The following is a 20,621-nucleotide window of genomic DNA, read 5'->3' on the forward strand; positions in this document are numbered from 1 at the left end:
TCAAGCGACCGCGACGGGTGCGACGGGCACCGCCGGGTGCACCAGCAGCTCGCGCAGGTCGCGCGCGAAGCCTTCCAGGTCCGCCTCGATGCGGCCGATGACGCGGCCGAAGATGTTGTAGCCCAGCACGGCGGGAATGGCGACGGCCAGGCCCGCGGCCGTCATGATCAGCGCCTCGCCCACCGGGCCGGAGACCTTGTCGATCGTGATCTGGCCGGCGCTGGCGATGCCGGTGAGCGCGTGGTAGATGCCCCAGACCGTGCCCAGCAGCCCAACGAAGGGCGCCGTGGTGCCCACGGTGGCCAGCAGCACCTGGCCGAACTGCAGCTTGAACAGCACCGCATGCAGCGCGTTGCGCAGCACGCGCGTGAGCTGCTGCGACTTGTCGCCGGCGGAAGCGAGCGAGCCGGGCGCCTGCATTTCGGTGGCGGCGATCAGGGGCAGCACCAGGCCTTCGCGGTCGAAGGCTTCGACCTTCTGCCGGCCTTCGACGACGGAGCCGGCCTGCCAGAAAGCCGCGGTGCTGCGCGCCACGTCCGAGCCGGCCCGCTGCAGGACCCAGGCCTTCCAGAGGATGATCACCCAGCTGGACACCGACATGGCCAGCAACAGGATCGCCACCACCTGGGTGACCGCGTCGCCCTGGCGGAAGAGATCGAGGAAGCTCATGCGGTCCGCCGCCGGGCCGCCCCAAGGCGGATCACGCCCCCCTCGGGGGGGCAGGCAGCTGCGAAGCGGGTGCCGTGGGGGGTCATGACCGCAGCCCCAGGACGTCGAACATGTCGAACAGGCCGTTCCTGCGTTCGGCCAGGAAGCGCACCGCCCGTAGGCTGCCCTGCGCGTAGGTGGCGCGGCTGGCGGACTTGTGCGTGATCTCGATGCGCTCGCCGGTGCCGGCGAACAGCACGGTGTGGTCGCCGACGATGTCGCCGCCGCGGATGGCGGAAAAACCGATGGTGGACGGGTCGCGCTCGCCCGTCACGCCCTCGCGCGCATAGACGGCGCACTGCTTGAGGTCGCGGCCGAGCGCCTGCGCGATCACCTCGCCCATCTTCAGCGCCGTGCCCGAGGGTGCGTCCACCTTGTGGCGGTGGTGCGCCTCGATGATCTCGATGTCGTAGCCGGTGTCCAGCGCCTTGGCCGCCATCTCCAGCAGCTTGAGCGTGACGTTCACGCCCACGCTCATGTTGGGGGCCATGACGATGGCGATGTCCTTGGCGGCCCGGGCGATCTCCGCCTTCTGCGCGTCGGTGAAGCCGGTCGTGCCGATCACCATCTTGACGCCGCGCTCGCGGCACACCTTCAGGTGCGCCAGCGTGCCTTCGGGACGGGTGAAATCGATCAGGACCTCGGCGTGGCTCAGGCCCTGGCCGAGATCGGCCGTGACCGGCACGCCGCTGGCGTGGCCCAGGAAGGCCGCCGCGTCGTTGCCGATCGCGGGGCTGCTCGCCACGTCGAGCGCGCCGGCGAGCCGGCAGTCCTCGGAGGCGCGGATCGCCTCGATCAGCATGTGGCCCATGCGGCCGGAGGCGCCGGCCACCGCCACCCGGTGCTCGGTGCTGCCCTGGGGCGGGCGCTGCACGGCGCCGGCCACGGCCACGTTCTTCAGTGCCTGCGTGCCTTTGCTCATGCGATCCTCAGCGCGCGGGGCTTTCCAGCGGCGGGTAGCTGGTGCTGCCGGCGGGCGCGGGCGTGGACGGCGCGGCGGGCGCGGCGGCGGCCGGGGCCTGCTTCACGCTGGCGGCGCGCAGTTCCTCCTCGGTGGCCTCGAGCCTGGGCACCTTGCCGCCCTTGCGGCGGTTGTCCAGGGTGGAGACGAATTCGGCTTCGCTGGGCATGGATTCGCCGCCCTCGACGCGCTCCATGGCATCGCCCTTGAAGAACACGGCCAGGTGCCGCTGCTGCGGGGGCACGCCCTGGCGGCGCAGGGTGAAGACGTAGTCCCAGCGGTCGCCGTGGAACAGGCTGGTCACCAGCGGGGTGCCCAGCGTCTGCTTGACCTGCTCGCGGCTCATCCCGGGCTGGAGTGCCTGGACCTGCTCGCGCGAGATGAAGTTGCCCTGCACCACCTCGACGCGGTAGGGCGTGAAGGCCGTGCCGACGCGGTTGCCGATGGTGTCGACGGAGCCGCAGCCGGCCAGTAGTGTGATGGCCACAGTGGCGAACACGATTCGCGACTGGCGCAAGGGCTTGACGGGCATGAGACAGGCAGGGGGAAGGCCAGGCGATATGATCGGGGCATTGTAGCGGCAGCACCATGTCCAACATCGACGAACTCAAGAGCACCGGGCTCAAGGCGACGCTGCCACGGCTGAAGATCCTGGACGTGTTCCAGAAAGGCTCGCAGCGGCACATGACGGCCGAAGACGTGTTCCGCGTGCTCCTGGAGGAGCGCTCGGACATCGGCCTGGCCACGGTCTATCGCGTCCTCACGCAATTCGAGCAGGCGGGCATCCTGTCCCGCAGCCATTTCGAGAGCGGCAAGGCCGTCTACGAACTCAACGAAGGCACCCACCACGACCACCTGGTGTGCCTGGACTGCGGCCGCGTCGAGGAGTTCTACGACGCCGAGATCGAGAAGCGCCAGCAGGCCGTGGCCAAGATCAAGGGCTTCCAGATCGCGGAGCATGCGCTGAGCCTGTATGCGCATTGCACCAAGGTGAACTGCCCGAACAAGAACCAGAAGTGAACGTCACCCCCGCGCAGGCGGGAATGGCGGCAGGCGGTCAGCCGCCCTTTTCCATCGCGCGGCGATGCCGCTCGACGAACTCCTGGTACGTATCCACCCCCCGCAGCTGCAGGATGGTGTTGCGCACCGCCGCCTCCACCAGCACGGCCATGTTGCGGCCGGCCACCACGGGGATCACCGCCTTGCGCACCGGCACGCCCAGCACGTCCTGCGTGAGCGGCTCGTAGGGCAGGCGTTCGTACTCGCGCTCCATCGTCTCGCGCCGCACCAGGTGCACGATCAGGCGCAGCCGCATCTTCCGCCGCACCGCCGTCTCGCCGAAGATCGCGCGGATGTCCAGCAGGCCGATGCCGCGCACCTCCAGCAGGTTCTGCAGCAGCTCGGGGCAGCGGCCCTCGATGGTGGTCTGGTTCACGCGGTACAGGTCCACCGCGTCGTCGGCCACCAGGCCGCTGCTGCGGGTGATCAGCTCCAGCCCCAGCTCGCTCTTGCCCAGGCCGGATTCGCCGGTGATCAGCACGCCCAGGCCCAGGATGTCCATGAACACCCCGTGCATCGAGGTGCGCTCGGCGAAGTGCTTGGACAGGTAGGCCCGCAGCACGTCGATCACGAACGCCGACGGTTCATGCGTGGCGAACATCGGGATCTGGGCCCGCTCGCACATCGACAGCAGCGCCTCGGGCGCCGTCTGGTTGTCCGTCAGCACCAGCACCGGCGGCTCCAGCGTCACGATGCGGGCGATGCGGCGGGCGCAGTCCTCCGCCGTGGCGTTGGTCAGGTACGCGACCTCGCGCGCGCCCAGGATCTGGACCCGGTACGGGTGGATGTAATTGAGGTAGCCGACCAGGTCGGCGCCGGAGCGCGCGGCGCGCACCGCGACCTCGTCGAAGCGGCGTTCGGACGCACCGAGGCCGGCCACCCACTCCCACTTGAGCTGCGAGCGATGGTCCTCGAACAGGACGTCGGCACTGACGACGGTTGGCTTCAAGCCGGAACGAGCCTCTTTACTGCGACTGCGCGGACTGCCAGGTGGCGATGAGCTGGTGGAGCTGGCCAGCGTCCATGCTGCTCTTCATCTTCTCGCGCAGGGGCGCGTCGCTCAGCAGCTCGGCGATCTCGGACAGGATTTCCAGGTGCTTCTGGGTGGCCGCCTCGGGCACCAGCAGGAAGATCAGCAGGTTGACCGGCTGTTCGTCCGGCGCGTCGAAGCCGATCGCGTGCGCCAGCTGGAACAGCGCCGCCATCGGCGCCTTCAGCCCCTTGATCCGCCCGTGGGGGATCGCCACGCCGTGGCCGAGGCCGGTGGAACCCAGGCGCTCGCGGGCGAACAGGCTGTCGGTGATCAGCGCGCGGGAGAGGCCGTGGAGGTTCTCGAACAGGAGCCCGGCTTCCTCGAAAGCCCGCTTCTTGCTGGTGGCGTCGACGCCGACCAGGACCTGGGGAGGCGGCAGGATGGACGCAAGGCGGTTCATGGCAACTGGGCCGGATTATGCACGTCGGATGTAACCGGCTCCAACAAACGAAGGTGCCGCGTCAATCACCTGAACGGACGAGGCCCGCATGGGAGCGGGCCTCGTCGGGTGGTCATGAGCGGCGGGATCCTCGCGTCACATCACGCGTTTGGCCGATTCGTGATGGTGGTCCTGCACGCGGGTCTTGTGGCGCCAGACCTGGCGATCGAGCTTGTCGACCAGTTCGTCCAGGGCGGCATAGAGGTCGTGGTGGGCGCTCTCGGCGAAGATGTCGTTGCCCTTCACGTGGATCTTGCATTCGGCGCGCTGCCTTCGCTCCTTCTCCTTCTGCTTCTCGACGGTCAGTAGGACCTTGATATCGACGACTTGCTCAAAGTGACGGGTGATGCGATCGAGCTTGGTGGTCACGTAATTCCGCAGGGCGGGGGTAACTTCGAGGTGGTGACCGCTGATCGTCAGGTTCATGGAGCCTCCTGTTGCACTTCTCTCGGGTTGGTGGCGCCGGTCCTTGGCGCCCGGAAGGATGCTTCGAATCTGGAGATAGCTTGCGGACCACTATGCGCCGCGCGAGTGCAAAACGCAATTGATTTCCCTCAAGGCCGAGGCGTGAATCGAAACGACTCGAAGTGCCGCGCGCAAGTGCGTTCGCGCACTCATGTTTTCTTCCTTCGTACGAGGTAGCCGAGTGCCGGGGTCGGAAACGAAAAGCGGCCCCCGAAGGGGCCGCGCAAAGATCGCGGGACAGGCCTTGCATGCCCACCCCTTGACAGGAATCCTTGGGTCAGGCGGACATCAGCGCAGGCGCCACAGCGCCGCGGCATCCAGCCGGTTCCAGCCGCCCATGGCGGCCTTCGGGTGCGCCTGGGCGCCGGGGCGATCCAGGTTGGCGTGCTCCACGCGCTCCGCCTGCGGCTTGTCGCGCGGGGTGTCGTTGTAGCGATTGGTGGACTTGGCTTCCTTGTACATATCGGGCTCCTGGCCTGGCTTCAGCTGCCGCTTTCGGTGCTGCTCGGGGTACGTTGGTGATCCTGCGAACCGTTCGCGCGCTCGGTGTGGCGCACGATGAAGGGCCACGCGTGGCCGGTACGGGGCCGGCGGGAGGCCAGGGTGCTTTCCTTGGCTTCGCCCGCGGCAGGACGCCAGTTCGAGCGGCTGGCGTTCGGGTCGGTCGCTAGCTGGATCATCTCGGCTCCTATGCAGGTACGGGCAGGGCCTTGCAGCCCTGCGATGGAGTCAATGTAGGGCCGCCTCCTGAGCCGTGGTGTCGGACGTTCTGGCCCAGCCGTGTAGGACGTGTCCTGCGGCTGTGCCACAGCAGTAAGGGTCCTGCCGGATGCAATTTCCCACCGGATGCGCTAATGGCACGCCGCCTTCGCCCCCGGCGGCGGCCGCGCTGGCGCGGCATAATCGCCCATCCATTTTTTCTGGAGAGCGCTCCTTGGAAACCAGCCCTAGTCGGCGGCTTCCCGGGTGACTGGCACCGGTTCCAGTCGCTTCGGAAGCTGACCCCCGCCCCCTCAGCCCGAACCATTGGAACCGACCCGATGCTCAATATCTTCACGCTCGCCAACGGCCGCCTCTTCCAGGAAGAGATCGAGTCGCTGGAAGAGCTCTCCCGCTTCCAGCCGGTCTGGGTGGACCTCGAGGCGCCCACCCCCGAGGAAAAGCGCTGGATCAAGCAGTACTACGACCTGTCCATCCCGGAAGACGCGATGGACGAGGACATCGAGGAGTCGGCGCGCTTCTATGAAGAGGACAACGGCGACCTCCACATCCGCAGCGACTTCCTGATCGCCGGCGACGACGAGCCCCGCACGGTGCGGGTGGCGTTCATCCTCAACCTGATGAACCAGTCGCTGAAGAGCCACGGCGTGCTGTTCTCCATCCACGACGAGGACGTGCCGGTCTTTCGCCTGCTGAGGCTGCGCGCGCGCCGCGCCCCCGGCCTGATCGAGGACGCCAAGGAGGTGCTGCTCAAGCTCTTCGACGCCGATGCCGAATACTCCGCCGACACACTGGAAGGCATCTACGACGAGCTGGAGAAGGTCAGCCGCCAGGTGCTGGCCGGCGAGGTGACGGACACCCTGGCCGGCGAGGCGCTGGAAGCGATCGCCCTGCAGGAAGACCTGAACGGGCGCATCCGCCGCAACGTGATGGACACGCGGCGCGCGGTGAGCTTCATGATGCGCAGCCGCATGCTCAGCGCCAGCCAGTTCGAGGAGGCGCGGCAGATCCTGCGCGACATCGAATCGCTGGACAGCCACACGGCCTTCCTGTTCGACAAGATCAACTTCCTGATGGATGCCACGGTCGGCTTCATCAACATCAACCAGAACAAGATCATCAAGATCTTCTCGGTGGCCAGCGTGGCGCTGCTGCCGCCGACCCTGGTGGCCAGCCTGTACGGCATGAACCTGCAGTTCCCCGAGATCCAGCTGCTGGGGCGCGCCGCGTATCCGTACGTGCTGGGGCTGATGATCGCCAGCGCGCTGATACCGATGTGGTACTTCAGGAAGCGCGGCTGGCTGCGCTGAAGACCCCGCTGCCGTAAGATGCGCGCGCAATGCCGATCGCGACGGTCCGCCGACTCCTGAGCCGCCGCCGCAGCCTCGCCTGGCTGCTGGCGCTGGTGCTGTGGCTGCCGGTCGCCCAATGGGTCGCCGCGACGCACTCCCTGCTGCACCTGCCCACCGCGACGGCGGACGACAGCGAGCGGGCCGCGCATCCGCCCGGGTCCTGCAACACCTGCGTGGTGGCTGCGGCGATGCTGGGCGCCGCGCCGGCTTGCGAATTCGGCGCGCCTGCCGCGCAACCGCTGCGTCACGCCCAGCCGCCCACCGTTCCTGCGCCCTTCCTGCCGCTGCCCCAGCGGCCGCCGTACCACAGCCGCGCCCCGCCCCTCCTGCACGCCTGACCCCTGCCAAGGTCCATGCCGGCTTCCCGGCGTGGCACGCGTCATTTGTGCAAGGAGAACCCATGCATTCCCGTGCATTGCGGCGGGCCGGCATCGTTGCCTGCCTGGCCGCGGGCAGCGCCGCGGCGCAGCCCACCCCTGAAACGCAGGCCCTGCGGCGAGAGATCGAGGCCCTGCGGGCCGACTACGAGGGCCGGCTGAAGGCGCTGGAGCAGCGCCTGCAGGCGGCGGAAGCAGCGGTGGCGCAGCAGCCGGCCGCGGCCGTGCCCTCGCCCTCGCCCTCGCCCGCAAGCGCTGCGGCGCCGCAGCCGCTAGCCGGCGGCCGCGGCCTGCTGGACCTGTCGCTGATCCTGTCCGGCCAGTACGTCCACACGCGGCGCGATCCGGCGAACTACCGCATCCGCGGCTTCCTGCTGCCGCCGGATGCCGAGATCGGGCCCGGCACCCGCGGCTTCAGCCTGGCGGAAACCGAGCTCACCCTGTCGGCCAGCATCGATCCGTGGCTGCGCGGCGTGGCCACCGTCGCCTTCTCGCCGGACAACGAGGCCGGGATGGAGGAGGCCTTCATCCAGACGACCTCGCTGGGGCATGGTCTCGGCGTGAAGGCCGGCCGCTTCCTCTCGAACATCGGCTACCTCAATCCCCAGCACGCCCATGCCTGGGACTTCGCCGACGCGCCCCTGGCCTACCAGGCCATGCTCGGCACGCAGTTCAGGAACGACGGGCTGCAACTGACGTGGCTCGCACCGACCGAGCGCTTCTTCGAGCTCGGGCTGGAGGCGGGCCGCGGCCGCGGTTTCCCGGGCAGCGACACCTCGCGCAACGGCGCCGGCGCGCTCGCGCTCACGGCGCACGTGGGCGACGACATCGGCACCAGCCACAGCTGGCGCGCCGGCGTGTCCATGCTGCGCGCCCGGGCGAGCGACCAGGCGCTCGCGGCCACGGATGCCGGCGGCAACGACACCGCCACTGCCTTCGCCGGCCGCACGCGGGTGTGGATCGCCGATGCGGTCTGGAAATGGGCGCCGCAGGGCAACGCCACGCGGCGCAACTTCAAGCTGCAGGCGGAGTACCTGCGCAGCACCCGCGACGGCGACCTGGTCGTCGACCCCGCGGGCCTCGCCTTGCCGGGCAGCCTGCGCGCGGTGCAATCGGGCTGGTACCTGCAGGGCGTCTACCAGTTCATGCCGCGCTGGCGCGTGGGCCTGCGCACCGAGCGGCTGGATCCCGGCACACCCGGCTTCGGCCCCGCCGCCGGCCTCCTGGGCGTGGACACCGGCAGCGCGCGCAAGAACACGGTGATGGTGGACTTCAACCCCAGCGAGTTCTCGCGCATCCGCCTGCAGGTGGCGCAGGACCGCGCGCGGCCCGCCGGCGTGGGCGACCTGCAGTGGTGGCTGCAATACCAGATGAGCCTCGGTGCGCACGGCGCGCACGGTTTCTGAACGTGAAGGACCCGATCATGCAATCGCATTCCAGGCTGTCATTCGCCTCCCTCGCCCTCGCCCTCGCGTCTTGCGCGCTGGCCGCTCCCGCCCATGCCGCACTGCGCGTGCTGGCCTGCGAGCCCGAATGGGCCGCGCTCACGCAGGAACTCGGCGGACCGCTGGTGGACGTCGCCTCCGCCACCACGGCGCAGCAGGACCCGCACCAGGTCCAGGCCCGGCCCAGCCTGATCGCCCGCGTGCGCAACGCCGACCTGGTGGTGTGCACGGGCGCCGAGCTGGAAACCGGCTGGCTGCCGGTGCTGCTGCAGCAGTCCGGCAACGCCAAAGTCCAGCCAGGCCAGCTGGGCAACTTCGCCGCCGCCGACTTCGTGCGCAAGCTGGAGATCCCGGCGAGCGTCGACCGTTCGCAGGGCGACGTGCACGCGGCCGGCAACCCGCACATCCAGACCGATCCGCGCAACATCGCGCTGGTGGCGAAGGCGCTGGCCCAGCGCCTGGCGCAGGTGGATGCGGCGCACGGCGGGGAGTACGCGCAGCGCGGCGCGGCGTTCGACCAGAAGTGGCAGCAGGCCATCGCGCGCTGGAGCGCGCAGGCGGCGCCCCTGCGCGGCCTGCCCGTGGTGTCGCAGCACAAGGCGTACGTGTACCTGTACGACTGGCTGGGACTCAAGGAGGTGGCGGTGCTGGAGCCCAAGCCCGGCGTGGAGCCCAGCGCCGCGCACCTGCAGTCGGTGCTGGCCACGCTGAAGGCCACGCCGGCGCGCATGGTGATCTCCTCCGGCTACCAGGACGCCAAGCCTTCGGAATGGCTGTCGCGCAACTCCGGCCTGCCGATGGTGCGGCTGCCCTTCACCGTCGGCGGCAGCGATGCCGCGCGAGACCTCACGGGCCTGTTCGACGACACGGTGGCACGCCTGCTCGCCGCCACCAGCGCCGGCGCCAAGTGAACGCCGGCTCCCTCGACCTCGGCATCCTGTGGCCGGCCTTTGCCGCCGGCCTGCTGGTGCTGGCGACCCACGTGCCGCTGGGGATGCAGGTACTGGAACGCGGGATCGTGTTCATCGACCTCGCCATCGCGCAGATCGCGGCGCTGGGCGTGATCGCCGCCGACGCGCTCGGCTTCCCCGAACACGGGATCGCCGTGCAGGCCGCCGCCGTCTGCGCCGCCCTGCTCGGTGCGGCCCTGCTCACGTGGAGCGAGCGGCGGGCGGCGCGCTACCAGGAGGCGCTGATCGGGGTGCTGTTCGTGCTCGCGGCCTGCCTGGGGATCCTGCTGCTGGCGCACAACCCGCATGGCGGCGAGCACCTGCAGGAGCTGCTGGCCGGCCAGATCCTGTGGGTCGGCGTGCCGCAGTTGGCCGCGCTGGGCGCGGTGACCGCGCTGCTGGTGATCGCCATGGCCGTGGGCTGGACGCGACGGCTCGGGCGCTTCGGCTTCTACGGCGCCTTCGCGGTCGCGGTCACCGCTTCCGTGCAGCTGGTGGGCGTGTACCTGGTGTTCACCAGCCTGATCGTGCCGGCGCTCGGGACCCTGGGCTGGTCCGGGCGGCGCCGCGTGCTGGCCGGCCTCGCGCTGGGGGTGGCGGGCTACGCGATGGGCCTGCTGCTGTCGGCCCTGTTCGACCTCCCCTCGGGGCCGACCATCGTCTGCGCCCTGGTCGTCGCCGCTGTTGTTGCGGCGCCATTCCGTCCGCGCGCCTGAATCGGCATGATGGCTCCCTGAAGGAAGACCGCTGGAACGCGGCATGAGGGGCCATGAAGAAACCGATCGCGATCGCGCTGGCGCTGCCCGCGCTGCTTTTCGCCGGCCATGCGCTGGCGGCCGGGGGACACCACTCCGTCGATGACGCCAACATACTGCCGCGCGGCGAGTGCGAGCAGGAGACGTGGTTCAGCCGGGAACAGGGCAACACGCGGGCGCTGCATGCCGGCGTGAACTGCCGCGTGGGCCCGGTGGAACTGGGCTTGGCCGGCGAGCACGCGCGCGGCGGCGGGGAAGGCTCCGCAACCGCCTGGAACGTCGAAGTGAAATGGGCCCGCGAAGTGGCCGAGGGCCTCAACATCGGCTTCGACCTGCAGCCGGTGTGGCAGGCGCACCAGCGCCCCCGTTTCGAGGCCACGCGCTTCGCCGCCCTCGCCACCTGGGTGCCGCATGCGGCGTGGGGCGTGCACCTGAACATCGGCCGCGACTTCGTGCGCTCGGGGCCCAATCTCGCGCGCTACGGCGTGGGCGTGGACTGGGCGCCGATCAACCGCTGGACGCTCACCGCGGAGCGTTTCCTCGAGGAACGCACGCACTTCCTGCGCGCGGGCGTGCGCTGGGCCGGCGGACAGCTCTGGACGCTGGACTTCAGCCGGGCGCAGCGCCTGAGCGGGCCGGCGCCGTCGAACTGGACGATCGGGGTGACTTTCGACCTGGACGACGACTGACAGGCAGGCGCAGGCGGGTGTGCGCTGCGCGCATCCCGGTCGCTACGCCGCTTCCAGGAAGGCCTGCACGATGGCCGCCGAATGGCGGCTCGCCACCTGGTCGATGAAGCTGAGGAAGTCGCCGTGCGCCTCGTCGTCCGCCCGGTCGGACACCGTGCGCACCGCCGCGAACGGGATGCCGTAGTCGCGGCACACCTGGGCGAAGGCCGCGCCTTCCATCTCCACCGCCAGCGCTTCGGGCAGCGCACGCTGCAGCGCCTGGCTTTCGACGGCGCTGGCGACGAAACGGTCGCCGCTCACCACCAGCCCGCGGTGCACATGGGTGCCGTGCAGGGCCTTGCGCACCGCGGCGGCCAGCTGCTGCGTGAGCGCCGCGTCGGTCGCGAAGCGGTCGGTGTCGTACAGGGGCACCTCGTAGCGCGGGAACAGCGGCGACGCATCGAGGTCGTGTTGCAGGAAGGCCTCGGCGATCACCACGTCGCCGCGGTTCACGCCCGGGGCGAGCCCGCCGGCGACCCCGGTGAAGACGATGCGGTCGACGCGAAAGCGCTCGACCAGTGCCGTGGCCGTCGTGGCCGCCGCCACCTTGCCGATGCGCGAGAGCACCGCGACCACCTCCTGCCCGTGCAGGTGCCCGACCCAGTAGTCGCGGCCGCCGGCAGCCTGCCTGTGCTCGTCCGGCAACAGGGCGAGCACGGCGGAGAGTTCCTCCTGCATGGCGGAGACGATGGCGGTGCGCATGGGCGGATTGTGGCATCCGCCCGCGCCCGAGTGCAGACGCCTGCCTCGCCCTGCCCTAGACTGGCCGCTGTTGTTCCTTGCACCGTGGTGATGACCCTTCGCTCGTGGTTTCTTTCAGTGCTCGTGGCGTGGGCCGGTTGCGCGGCCGCCGCCGACGTGCAGGTGGCGGTCGCCGCGAACATGGCCGCGCCGATGCGGAAGATCGCGGCCGACTTCGCCCGCACCTCCGGGCACACGGCCGTGGTGGCGCTGGGCTCCACCGGCAAGTTCCACGCCCAGATCCGCTCGGGCGCGCCCTTCGAGGTGCTGCTCGCCGCCGACGAGGCCACGCCAGCGCGGCTGGAGCAGGAAGGACTGGCCGTGCCCGGCACGCGATTCACGTACGCGATCGGACGGCTGGCTCTCTGGAGCGCGGACGCGGCGCTGGTGGACACCGGCGGCCGGATCCTGCGCCAGCCGCCACACGGCAAGCTCGCCATCGCCGATCCCCGGCTGGCGCCGTACGGCGCCGCCGCGGTCCAGGCCCTGGCCAACCTGGGCGTGCTGGCGGCCTGGCAAGCGCAGATGGCGCAGGGCGAGAACATCGGGCAGGCCTACCAGTTCGCGGCCAGCGGCGCCGCCCCGCTGGGCTTCGTCGCGCTGGCCCAGGTCATGTCCGACGGCAGGATCACCAGGGGGTCGGCGTGGATCGTGCCGGCGCCACTGCATGCGCCGCTGCGGCAGGACGCCGTGCTGCTCAGGCCCGGCCAGGCCAGGCCCGCCGCCATCGCGTTGCTCGCCTACCTGAAGAGCGATGCGGCGCGTGCGATCCTGCGCGGCTACGGCTACGAGTTTCCCTCGCAACAATGAAAAAGCGGCGCACTGCGCCGCTTTTTCCGGACCCCCGCCGGCGCGGGGGTGACGGTGCGCGCGCGCGTGCGCGCGGGATCACTCCTTGATGTCCACGCCGTAGAACACATGCCGCCCGAACGGCGACAGCTTGAAGTCCACGACTTCCTTGCGCACGGGCTTCAGTTGCACCGCGTGGGCGATGGTCAGCCAGGGCTCCTGCTGCTTGAAGATCACCTGCGCCTGCTTGTACAGCGCGTCGCGCTCGGCCGGCTTGGTCACCGTCTTGGCCTTGAGCACCAGGTCCTCGAAGGGCTGGTAGCAGAACTTCGCCACGTTGGAGCCGTTGGTCTTGGCCGAGTCGCAGCCGAGCAGCGTGTGCAGGAAGTTGTCCGGGTCGCCGTTGTCGCCCGTCCAGCCCAGCATGCCCATCTGGTGCTCGCCGGCCTGCATGCGCTTGCGGTATTCGCCCCACTCGAAGGTCTTGATCTCGGCCTTCACGCCCACCTTGGCCAGGTCGGCCTGCATCAGTTCGGCGATGCGCTTGGCGTTGGGGTTGTAGGGGCGCTGCACCGGCATCGCCCACAGGTCGGTCGCGAAGCCGTCCTTGTAGCCGGCCTGCGCCAGCAGTTTCTTCGCGCCTTCCGGGTCGAAGGGGTCGTCCTTGATCGCGTCGTTGTACGCGGACATCGACGGCGGGATCGGGTTCTTGGCGATGATGCCGGTGCCCAGGTACACGCCGTCCAGGATCGCCTTGCGGTTGATCGCCATGCTCACGGCCTTGCGCACGCGCACGTCGTCGAAGGGCTTCTTCGTCACGTTGTAGGCGAGGTAGCCGATGTTCAGGCCCGGCTGCTCCAGCACCTGCACCTTCGGGTCCTTGCGGATCGCCTCCAGGTCGGCCGGGTTCGGGTAGGGCATGACATGGCACTCGCCCTTCTGCAGCTTGGCCCAGCGCACCGAGGCATCGGGCGTGATCGAGAACACCAGGTCGTCGATCTTCGCCTTGCCGCCCCAATACTGCGGGAAGGCCTTGTAGCGGATCACCGCGTCCTTCTGGTACTGGATCAGGAAGAAGGGCCCGGTGCCGATCGGCTCCTGGTCGATCTTCTCCGGCGTGCCGGCCTTGAGCATCGCGTCCGCGTATTCCTTCGACTGGACGGCGGCGTACGGCATCGCGAGGTTCGCGAGGAAGGGCGCCTCGGGCTTGACCAGCGTGATGCGCACCGTGTAGTCGTCGACCTTCTCCACCGACTTGAGCAGCTTGGGCATGCCCATGTCGTTGAAGTACGAGTGGTTGGTGCTCGTGACCTTGAAGAAGGGATGGTCCTCCTTCCACTGGCGCTCGAAGCCGAAGATCACGTCGTCGGCGTTGAAGTCGCGCGTGGGCTTGAAGGCGCGGTGGTTGTGCCACTTCACACCCTTGCGCAGGTGGAAGGTGTAGACCAGGCCGTCCGCGGAGATGTCCCACTTCTCGGCCAGCCCGGGCACGACCTTGGTGCCGCCGCGCTCGAATTCGACGATGCGGTTGTAGACCGGTTCGCTGGCGTCGAACGAGGTGCCGGTCGTGTTGACGCCGGGATAGAAATTCTCGGGGCTGCCTTCGGAGCAGAACACCAGCGTCTTGGCGCCGGCGCCCGCCGCGGCGGCGAGCGCCAGGGCGGCGATGGCGAAATGCTTGCGCAAGGGAACTCTCTTCATACGGACTCCTGTTTTCGATTCCGGCCGTGCCGGGAAGGCCCACATTCTCAGGCGGCCACAGCCGCGCTTCGCGCATCCTGCTCCTCGGGGAAACCCTTGGCCAGAAAGTCTTCAGCGAAGTGACAGGCGACCAGCCGCCCGTCCACCGGGCGCGCCGGCGGGCGCTGCTGGTGGCAGACCTCCTGCGCATACGGGCAGCGGCTGGAGAACACGCAGCCCGCCGGCGGATGCAGCGGCGAGGGCAGCTCGCCCTGCAGCACGATGCGCTTGCGGCTGCGCGGCCCGATGCCGGGCGTGGAGGCCAGCAGCGCGTGCGTGTACGGATGCAGCGGCTGCGCGAAGATCTTCTCGCGCGGCCCCTGCTCCATCACGTGCCCGAGGTACATCACGAGCACGTCGTGCGCGATGTAGCGCACCACCGCCAGGTCGTGCGAGATGAACAGGTAGGCCAGCCTGAATTCCTGCTGCAGGTCGGACAGCAGGTTGAGCACCTGCGCCTGGATCGAGACGTCCAGCGCCGACACCGGTTCGTCCGCCACCACCAGCTTCGGCCCCGGCATCAGCGCCCGCGCGATCGCGATGCGCTGGCGCTGGCCGCCGGAGAACATGTGCGGGTAGCGGTTCGCGTACTCGGGCCGCAGGCCCACCTGCGCCAGCATGGCGCGGGCGCGCTCGGCCCGCTCGGCGGGCTTGAGGTCGGTGTTGATCGCCAGCGGCGCTTCCAGCACGGCGCTGATCTTCTTGCGCGGGTTGAGCGAGCCGTAGGGGTTCTGGAACACCAGCTGCACGGCCTGCCGCAGGCGCCGGCGCTCGCTGGCGGGCGTGTCGACGGCATCGGTGCCATCGAGCATCAGCGTGCCCTCGGTGGGCTTCTCGATCAGCGCCACCATGCGCGCCAGCGTCGACTTGCCGCAGCCGGACTCGCCCACCACCGCCAGCGTGCGGCCCTCCTCCAGCGTGAAGGACACGCCGCCCACGGCCTGCAGCTGCGCCGGCTCCTTGAACATGCCGCGGCGGATCGGGTAGACCTTGCGCAGGTCCTTGGCTTCGACGACGACGCGGCTCATGCGGCTTGCTCCACGCGCAGCGGCAGGTCGTGTTCGATGCGCGCGTTGCGCTGCGGATCCCCCAGCGGGTAGTGGCAGCGCACCTCGCCCCCTTGCCACGCGCGCAACTCCGGGCGGACCGTCTGCGAGTGCGCGGTGGCATAGGCGCAGCGCGGCGCGAACAGGCAGCCGCCCGGGCGGTCGAACACGCCCGGCACCACGCCGGGAATGGTGGCCAGGCGCTGGCCGGCCTCGCCCTGCTCCGGCAGCGCGGCCAGCAGGGCTTCGGTGTAGGGATGCTGCGGGTTCGCGAACAGCGCGTCGACGCGCTGCTGCTCCATCACCTGGCCGGCGTACATCACGGCGACGCGCTGCGCCATCTCGCTGACCACGCCCATGTTGTGCGTGATCAGCACGAGGGCCATGCCGCGCTCCTCCTGCAGCTTGCGCAGCAGGTCGAGGATCTGGGCCTGGATCGTCACGTCCAGCGCCGTGGTCGGCTCGTCGGCGATCAGCAGGCGCGGGTTGCACGAGATCGCCATCGCGATCATCACGCGCTGGTTCATGCCGCCCGAGAGCTGGTGCGGGTAGTCGTTCATCCGCGAGGCGGCGGCGGGGATGCCCACCTGTTCCAGCAGTTCGATGGCGTGGCGCTGCGCGCTGCGCTGGTCCAGCGGCGAGTGCTGGCGCAGCGCCTCGACGAGCTGGTAGCCGATCGTGAAGCAGGGGTTCAGGCTGGTGGTGGGCTCCTGGAAGATCATGGCCATGTCCTTGCCCACGAGGCGCCTGCGCTCGCGGTCGGAGATGCCCAGGAGGTCGTTGCCGGCGAAGCGCAGGGTCTTGGCGCGCACGCGGCCGGGCCAGGCGATGAGGCCCATCAACGCCATCATGGTCACGCTCTTGCCCGAGCCCGACTCGCCGACGATGCCCAGCACCTCGCCCTGCTCCAGCGTGAGGCTCACGCCCTCGACGGCATGCATCACGCTGCCCTGGGTGGGAAATTCGACGTGGAGGTCTTCGATCTCTAAGAGGGGCATGGAAGTCAAATTCAAACTACCGGACGCAGAGGGCGCAAAGGGTACGCAGAGGACGCAAAAGAAAACCAAAGGAGGATTTCATTTTTCAATCTGTCTTCCTTTCGCGTCCTCTGCGTACCCTTCGCGTCCTCTGCGTCCGGCTGTCCGCTTTCGGTCTTCATCGCTTCAGCTTCGGATCCAGCGCATCCCGCAGGCCATCGCCCAGCAGGTTGAAGGCCAGGACGGCGACCAGGATCATGAGGCCCGGGAAGGTCACGACCCACCAGGCGCGCAGCACGAATTCGCGGGCGTCGGCCAGCATCGTGCCCCATTCGGGGGACGGCGGCTGCGCGCCCAGGCCCAGGAAGCCCAGCGCCGCCGCGTCCAGGATGGCGGTGGAGACGCCCAGCGAGGCCTGCACGATCAGCGGCGCCGCGCAATTGGGCAGCACCTCGCTGAACATCAGCCGCAGCGTGCCGGCGCCGCTCACGCGTGCCGCCGTCACGTAGTCGCGCGAGGTCTCGGCGATCACCGCCGCACGCGTGATGCGCACGTAGTGCGGCAGCACCACCACCGCCACCGCGAGCATCGCATTGACCAGCCCCGGCCCCAGGATCGCCACGATGACGATCGCCAGCAGCAGGCTGGGCAGCGTCAGCAGGATGTCCATGAAGCGCATGATGGCGATCTCGGTGATGCCGCGCGCGAAGCCCGCGATCAGCCCCAGCGCGATGCCCGCCGCCACCGCGATCAGCACCACCGCGATGCCGATCGACAACGACAGGCGCGAGCCGAAGATCAGGCGCGAGAGGATGTCGCGGCCGATCGCGTCGGTCCCCAGCAGGAACTGCGAGGAGCCGCCTTCCTGCCAGGCCGGGGGCCTGAGGAACGCCGCGCTGTTGGTCGCGTCCGGCGCGTGCGGCGCGACCCACGGGGCGAACAGCGCCAGCAGCAGCAGGAAGCCGACGATCAGCATGCCGCCGACGGCGCCCTTGTTGGCGGAGAACGCGATCCAGAACTCGCGCAGCGGGCCGGGCGGCACCGTCGGCGCCGTGGCGATGGGAGGCAGGACGCTGCTCATGTCAGTGGCCTCCCTGGCGGATGCGCGGGTTGATCAGGCCGTAGGTCACGTCCACCAGCAGGTTCACGGACATCACGACCACGCCGAGCAGCAGCATGCCGCCCTGCAGCACCGGATAGTCGCGCCGGTTGATCGCCTCGATCAGCCACTTGCCCACGCCGGGCCAGGAGAAGATGGTCTCGGTCAGGATGGCGCCGGTGAACAGCACGCCGACCTGCAGGCCGATCACCGTGATCACCGGGATCAGCGCGTTGCGCAGCGCGTGCACGCCGATCACGCGCAGCGGCGGCAGGCCCTTGGCGCGCGCCGTGCGGATGTAGTCCTCGCCCAGCACCTCCAGCATGGCCGAGCGCGTCATGCGCGCGATCACCGCCAGCGGGTTGGTGCCGAGCACGATCGCCGGCAGCACCAGGTGCCTGAGCGCCGAGCCGAAGGCGCCCTTCTCGTCCGACAGCAGCGAGTCGACCAGCAGGAAGCCGGTCTTCGGCTCGATGTAGTACTGCACGGCCAGCCGGCCGGAGACGGGTGTCCACCCGAGCTGCACCGAGAACAGCAGGATCAGCAGCAGGCCCCACCAGAAGATCGGCATCGAGTAGCCGGTGAGCGAGGTGGCCATCACGCCGTGGTCGAACACCGAATTCCGCTTGACCGCCGCGACGATGCCGGCGGGGATGCCGAGCAGCAGCGCGAACACGATCGCGCACAGGGCCAGCTCGATGGTCGCGGGGAACAGCGCGCCGAACTCGCGGATCACCGGTTCCTGGGTGATGATGGACTTGCCCAGGTCGCCCCGGAGCACGCGGGCGATGTAGATCCCGTACTGCACCAGCACCGGCTTGTCGAAGCCGTACTCCTGCACCAGCTTGGCGTGCCGCGCGGGATCGATGCCGCGCTCGCCCGCCATGGTCTCGATCGGATCGCCGGGGACCAGCCGGATCAGGAAGAACGCCAGCAGCGTCATCCCGAAGAAGGTCGGGATGACCAGCGACAGGCGGGTCAGGATGAAACGGAACATGTCGGCGATTGTCGCGCAGTGCGCACTACGGGCTCCGCGGGCGCATCGGGCGGTCGAGGAAAACCAAAGTCCGGACGCAGAGGACGCGAAGGGTACGCAGAGGACGCAAAAAAGACAAAGACAATTTCAAAGGATTCTTTTGCGTCCTCTGCGTCCGGTTGTCCGGTTTTCCGGTTGTCCGGCTCTCCGGCCTACTGCTTCTTGTCCCGCAACTCCCGCCGCAGGATCTTGCCCACGGGCGTCTTCGGCAGGTCCTTGCGGAACTCGATGACGCGCGGCTGCTTGTAGCCGGTGAGGTTCGCCTTGCAGTACTCGCGCACCTTGTCCTCGGTGAGCGCCTCGTCCTTCTTCACGATCACCAGCTTCACCGCCTCGCCGGTCTTCTCGTCGGGCACGCCCACCACCGCGCATTCGGCCACGCCGGGCAGCATCGCCACCACGTCCTCGACCTCGTTCGGGTACACGTTGAAGCCCGACACCAGCACCATGTCCTTCTTGCGGTCCACGATCTTGAAGTAGCCGCGTTCGTCCATGATGCCGATGTCGCCGCTCTTGAAGTAGCCGTCGGCCGTCATGACCTTGGCCGTCTCGTCCGGCCGCTGCCAGTAGCCCGCCATCACCTGCGGGCCCTTGATCGCGATCTCGCCAGGCTGGCCCTGCGGCACCTCGCGGCCCTCGTCGTCGATGCACTTCATCCACGTCGAGGACAGCGGCACGCCGATGGTGCCGGTGAATTCGGTGCTGGTCACCGGGTTGCAGCTCACCGACGGCGAGGTCTCCGACAGGCCGTAACCCTCGCACACCGGGCAGCCGGTCTTCTGCAGCCACAGCTTCGCCACCGCGCCCTGCACCGCCATGCCGCCGCCCACCGAAACCTTCAGGTTCGACCAGTCCACCTTGTTGAAATCCGGGTGGTTGGCCAGCCCGTTGAACAGCGTGTTGACCGCGGGGAAGGTGTGGAACTTGAACTTCGACAGTTCCTTCAACACCGCCGGCAGGTCGCGCGGATTCGGGATCAGGATCAGCTTGGCGCCGGTGCGCATCGACAGCATCATCCCCACCGTGAAGGCGAAGATGTGGTACAGCGGCAGCGCGCACACGCCCGTGGGCTGCTCGCCGGCGGGCACCTTGCCCATCATCGGCTGGTTCCAGGCCTCGGACTGCAGCACGTTGGCGACGATGTTCCGGTGCAGCAGCACCGCGCCCTTGGAGACGCCCGTGGTGCCGCCGGTGTACTGCAGCACGGCGACGTCGTCGGCCTTGATCTCGGGCTTGCGCACGGTGCTGCGGCTGCCCTGCTTGATCGCGTCGGGGAAGCGCACGGCGCCGGGCAGGCTGTACGCCGGCACCATCTTCTTGACCTTGCGCACCACGTAGTTCACCAGCGCGCCCTTCAGGCCGCCCAGCATGTCGCCCATGCTCGCGAGCACCACGTGCTTGACGGGCGTGGCGGCGATGCACTGCTGCAGCGTGTTGGCGAAGTTCTCGATGATGACGATCGCCTTGCTGCCGGAGTCCTTGAGCTGGTGCTCCAGCTCGCGCGGCGTGTACAGCGGATTGACGTTCACCACCACGAAGCCGGCGCGCAGGATGGCGGCCACGGCCACCGGGTACTGCGGCACGTTGGGCATCATGATCGCCACCCGGTCGCCCTTGGCCAGCCCCAGCCCCTGCAGGTAGGCGGCGAAGGCGCGGCTGAGCGAATCCGTCTCGCCGAAGCTCACCTCCTTGCCCATGAACACGTAGGCCGTGCGGGCGGCGAACTTGACGAAGCTCTCCTCCATCAGCTGCACCAGCGAGTGGTACTGCGAGGCATCGATGTCGGCCGGCACGCCTTGCGGGTAGGCGGCAAGCCAGGGGCGGTTGTCCATGCGCGTCTCCATCTTCTTGTTCAATCACCGATGGCGGCCGACAAATGACAAATGACGGGTTGCCCCGTCATTCGCCCGTTCGTCGCGTCACCGGTCACCCGTCATTGTGGCATTGGTCTTGCGACCCGCCCCAGGACGTCCTGCACGGGGGAGTGACCCCGGTGTCACACCTTCAGCGCCGCCAGCACCTCGTCGAGCATCTTCTTGGCGTCGCCGAACAGCATGCGGTTGTTGTCCTTGTAGAACAGCGGGTTGTCCACGCCCGCATAGCCGGAGGCCATGCTGCGTTTCATGACGATCGAGGTCTTGGCCTTCCACACCTCCAGCACCGGCATGCCGGCGATGGGGCTGGTGGGGTCGTCCTGCGCG

Annotated in this window: 24 protein-coding genes; 8 read left to right on the forward strand and 16 right to left on the reverse strand. The window is 69.0% G+C overall.

Annotation, left to right across the window (positions count from 1 at the left end; translation table 11 throughout):
* The 3 genes from WG923_RS29575 to WG923_RS29585 all read right to left on the reverse strand — a co-directional run bounded on the left by WG923_RS29575 (window position 1) and on the right by WG923_RS29585 (window position 2,201).
* Entirely contained in the window at window positions 1-669 is a 669-nt protein-coding gene (locus WG923_RS29575; protein WP_340354626.1) for a MotA/TolQ/ExbB proton channel family protein, read from the reverse strand.
* 82 nt (window positions 670-751) lie between these two features.
* Window positions 752-1,630: a 4-hydroxy-tetrahydrodipicolinate reductase gene (gene dapB / locus WG923_RS29580; protein ID WP_340354627.1), complete on the reverse strand. Its 879-nt coding sequence runs from the start codon at window positions 1,628-1,630 to the stop codon at window positions 752-754.
* Between the two features lie 7 nt (window positions 1,631-1,637).
* On the reverse strand, window positions 1,638-2,201 hold the full coding sequence (locus tag WG923_RS29585) for an outer membrane protein assembly factor BamE (protein ID WP_340354628.1): 564 nt from the start codon (window positions 2,199-2,201) through the stop codon (window positions 1,638-1,640).
* Window positions 2,202-2,257: 56 nt separating this feature from the next.
* Here WG923_RS29585 and fur point away from each other — a divergent pair, with 56 nt between their 5' ends.
* On the forward strand, window positions 2,258-2,689 hold the full coding sequence (gene fur, locus WG923_RS29590; RefSeq protein WP_340354629.1) for a ferric iron uptake transcriptional regulator: 432 nt from the start codon (window positions 2,258-2,260) through the stop codon (window positions 2,687-2,689).
* A 37-nt stretch (window positions 2,690-2,726) separates the two neighbouring features.
* On the opposite strand, the gene hprK is transcribed toward fur, so the two are convergent.
* The 5 genes from hprK to WG923_RS29615 form a co-directional block, all read right to left on the reverse strand.
* Window positions 2,727-3,677 carry an HPr(Ser) kinase/phosphatase gene (gene hprK, locus WG923_RS29595; RefSeq protein WP_340354630.1) on the reverse strand — a complete coding sequence of 317 codons (951 nt, stop codon included), beginning with the start codon at window positions 3,675-3,677 and terminating at the stop codon, window positions 2,727-2,729.
* 16 nt (window positions 3,678-3,693) lie between these two features.
* Entirely contained in the window at window positions 3,694-4,161 is a 468-nt protein-coding gene (locus WG923_RS29600) for a PTS sugar transporter subunit IIA (protein ID WP_340354631.1), read from the reverse strand.
* 135 nt (window positions 4,162-4,296) lie between these two features.
* Window positions 4,297-4,626 (reverse strand): ribosome hibernation-promoting factor, HPF/YfiA family, encoded by a 330-nt coding sequence (gene hpf, locus WG923_RS29605; RefSeq protein WP_340354632.1) that lies wholly within the window; start codon window positions 4,624-4,626, stop codon window positions 4,297-4,299.
* A gap of 327 nt (window positions 4,627-4,953) precedes the next feature.
* Window positions 4,954-5,127 (reverse strand): hypothetical protein, encoded by a 174-nt coding sequence (locus WG923_RS29610; RefSeq protein WP_340354633.1) that lies wholly within the window; start codon window positions 5,125-5,127, stop codon window positions 4,954-4,956.
* 20 nt (window positions 5,128-5,147) lie between these two features.
* Entirely contained in the window at window positions 5,148-5,345 is a 198-nt protein-coding gene (locus tag WG923_RS29615) for a hypothetical protein (RefSeq protein WP_340354634.1), read from the reverse strand.
* Window positions 5,346-5,705: 360 nt separating this feature from the next.
* On the opposite strand from WG923_RS29615, the gene WG923_RS29620 reads away from it, so the two are divergent.
* The 6 genes from WG923_RS29620 to WG923_RS29645 all read left to right on the forward strand — a co-directional run bounded on the left by WG923_RS29620 (window position 5,706) and on the right by WG923_RS29645 (window position 10,953).
* The gene (locus WG923_RS29620; RefSeq protein ID WP_340354635.1) at window positions 5,706-6,695 is read left to right on the forward strand and encodes a magnesium and cobalt transport protein CorA; all 990 of its coding nucleotides are present in this window, start codon (window positions 5,706-5,708) and stop codon (window positions 6,693-6,695) included.
* 29 nt (window positions 6,696-6,724) lie between these two features.
* Entirely contained in the window at window positions 6,725-7,075 is a 351-nt protein-coding gene (locus WG923_RS29625; protein ID WP_340354636.1) for a hypothetical protein, read from the forward strand.
* Between the two features lie 62 nt (window positions 7,076-7,137).
* Window positions 7,138-8,520 carry a hypothetical protein gene (locus tag WG923_RS29630; protein ID WP_340354637.1) on the forward strand — a complete coding sequence of 461 codons (1,383 nt, stop codon included), beginning with the start codon at window positions 7,138-7,140 and terminating at the stop codon, window positions 8,518-8,520.
* A 17-nt stretch (window positions 8,521-8,537) separates the two neighbouring features.
* Window positions 8,538-9,470, forward strand: coding sequence for a metal ABC transporter substrate-binding protein (locus WG923_RS29635; RefSeq protein WP_340354638.1), 933 nt, complete (start codon window positions 8,538-8,540; stop codon window positions 9,468-9,470).
* Window positions 9,467-10,225 carry a metal ABC transporter permease gene (locus WG923_RS29640; protein WP_340354639.1) on the forward strand — a complete coding sequence of 253 codons (759 nt, stop codon included), beginning with the start codon at window positions 9,467-9,469 and terminating at the stop codon, window positions 10,223-10,225. The genes WG923_RS29635 and WG923_RS29640 overlap by 4 nt, the downstream gene beginning before the upstream one ends.
* 53 nt (window positions 10,226-10,278) lie before the next feature.
* The gene (locus WG923_RS29645; RefSeq protein ID WP_340354640.1) at window positions 10,279-10,953 is read left to right on the forward strand and encodes a hypothetical protein; all 675 of its coding nucleotides are present in this window, start codon (window positions 10,279-10,281) and stop codon (window positions 10,951-10,953) included.
* Between the two features lie 42 nt (window positions 10,954-10,995).
* Here the strand turns inward: WG923_RS29645 and WG923_RS29650 are convergent, their stop codons facing one another.
* The gene (locus WG923_RS29650; protein ID WP_340354641.1) at window positions 10,996-11,694 is read right to left on the reverse strand and encodes a 5'-methylthioadenosine/adenosylhomocysteine nucleosidase; all 699 of its coding nucleotides are present in this window, start codon (window positions 11,692-11,694) and stop codon (window positions 10,996-10,998) included.
* 90 nt (window positions 11,695-11,784) lie between these two features.
* Here WG923_RS29650 and modA point away from each other — a divergent pair, with 90 nt between their 5' ends.
* On the forward strand, window positions 11,785-12,543 hold the full coding sequence (gene modA, locus WG923_RS29655) for a molybdate ABC transporter substrate-binding protein (protein WP_340354642.1): 759 nt from the start codon (window positions 11,785-11,787) through the stop codon (window positions 12,541-12,543).
* Between the two features lie 78 nt (window positions 12,544-12,621).
* Here the strand turns inward: modA and WG923_RS29660 are convergent, their stop codons facing one another.
* The 7 genes from WG923_RS29660 to WG923_RS29690 form a co-directional block, all read right to left on the reverse strand.
* A complete protein-coding gene (locus WG923_RS29660; protein WP_340354643.1) occupies window positions 12,622-14,223 on the reverse strand; it encodes an ABC transporter substrate-binding protein in 1,602 nt (533 codons plus the stop codon).
* A 47-nt stretch (window positions 14,224-14,270) separates the two neighbouring features.
* On the reverse strand, window positions 14,271-15,290 hold the full coding sequence (locus WG923_RS29665) for a dipeptide ABC transporter ATP-binding protein (RefSeq protein WP_340354644.1): 1,020 nt from the start codon (window positions 15,288-15,290) through the stop codon (window positions 14,271-14,273).
* A complete protein-coding gene (locus WG923_RS29670; protein WP_340354645.1) occupies window positions 15,287-16,306 on the reverse strand; it encodes an ABC transporter ATP-binding protein in 1,020 nt (339 codons plus the stop codon). Before WG923_RS29670 ends, WG923_RS29665 begins: the two co-directional genes overlap by 4 nt.
* 157 nt (window positions 16,307-16,463) lie before the next feature.
* A complete protein-coding gene (locus WG923_RS29675) occupies window positions 16,464-17,366 on the reverse strand; it encodes an ABC transporter permease subunit (protein ID WP_340354646.1) in 903 nt (300 codons plus the stop codon).
* Between the two features lies 1 nt (window position 17,367).
* Window positions 17,368-18,381 carry an ABC transporter permease subunit gene (locus tag WG923_RS29680; RefSeq protein ID WP_340354647.1) on the reverse strand — a complete coding sequence of 338 codons (1,014 nt, stop codon included), beginning with the start codon at window positions 18,379-18,381 and terminating at the stop codon, window positions 17,368-17,370.
* Window positions 18,382-18,572: 191 nt separating this feature from the next.
* On the reverse strand, window positions 18,573-20,252 hold the full coding sequence (locus WG923_RS29685; protein ID WP_340354648.1) for a long-chain-fatty-acid--CoA ligase: 1,680 nt from the start codon (window positions 20,250-20,252) through the stop codon (window positions 18,573-18,575).
* Between the two features lie 164 nt (window positions 20,253-20,416).
* The coding region (locus tag WG923_RS29690; protein ID WP_340354649.1) for an NAD(P)(+) transhydrogenase (Re/Si-specific) subunit beta at window positions 20,417-20,621 on the reverse strand (205 nt) is incomplete at its 5' end.

The organism is Ramlibacter sp. AN1133 (genome assembly GCF_037890035.1).
In the GTDB taxonomy this organism is placed as follows: domain Bacteria; phylum Pseudomonadota; class Gammaproteobacteria; order Burkholderiales; family Burkholderiaceae_C; genus Ramlibacter.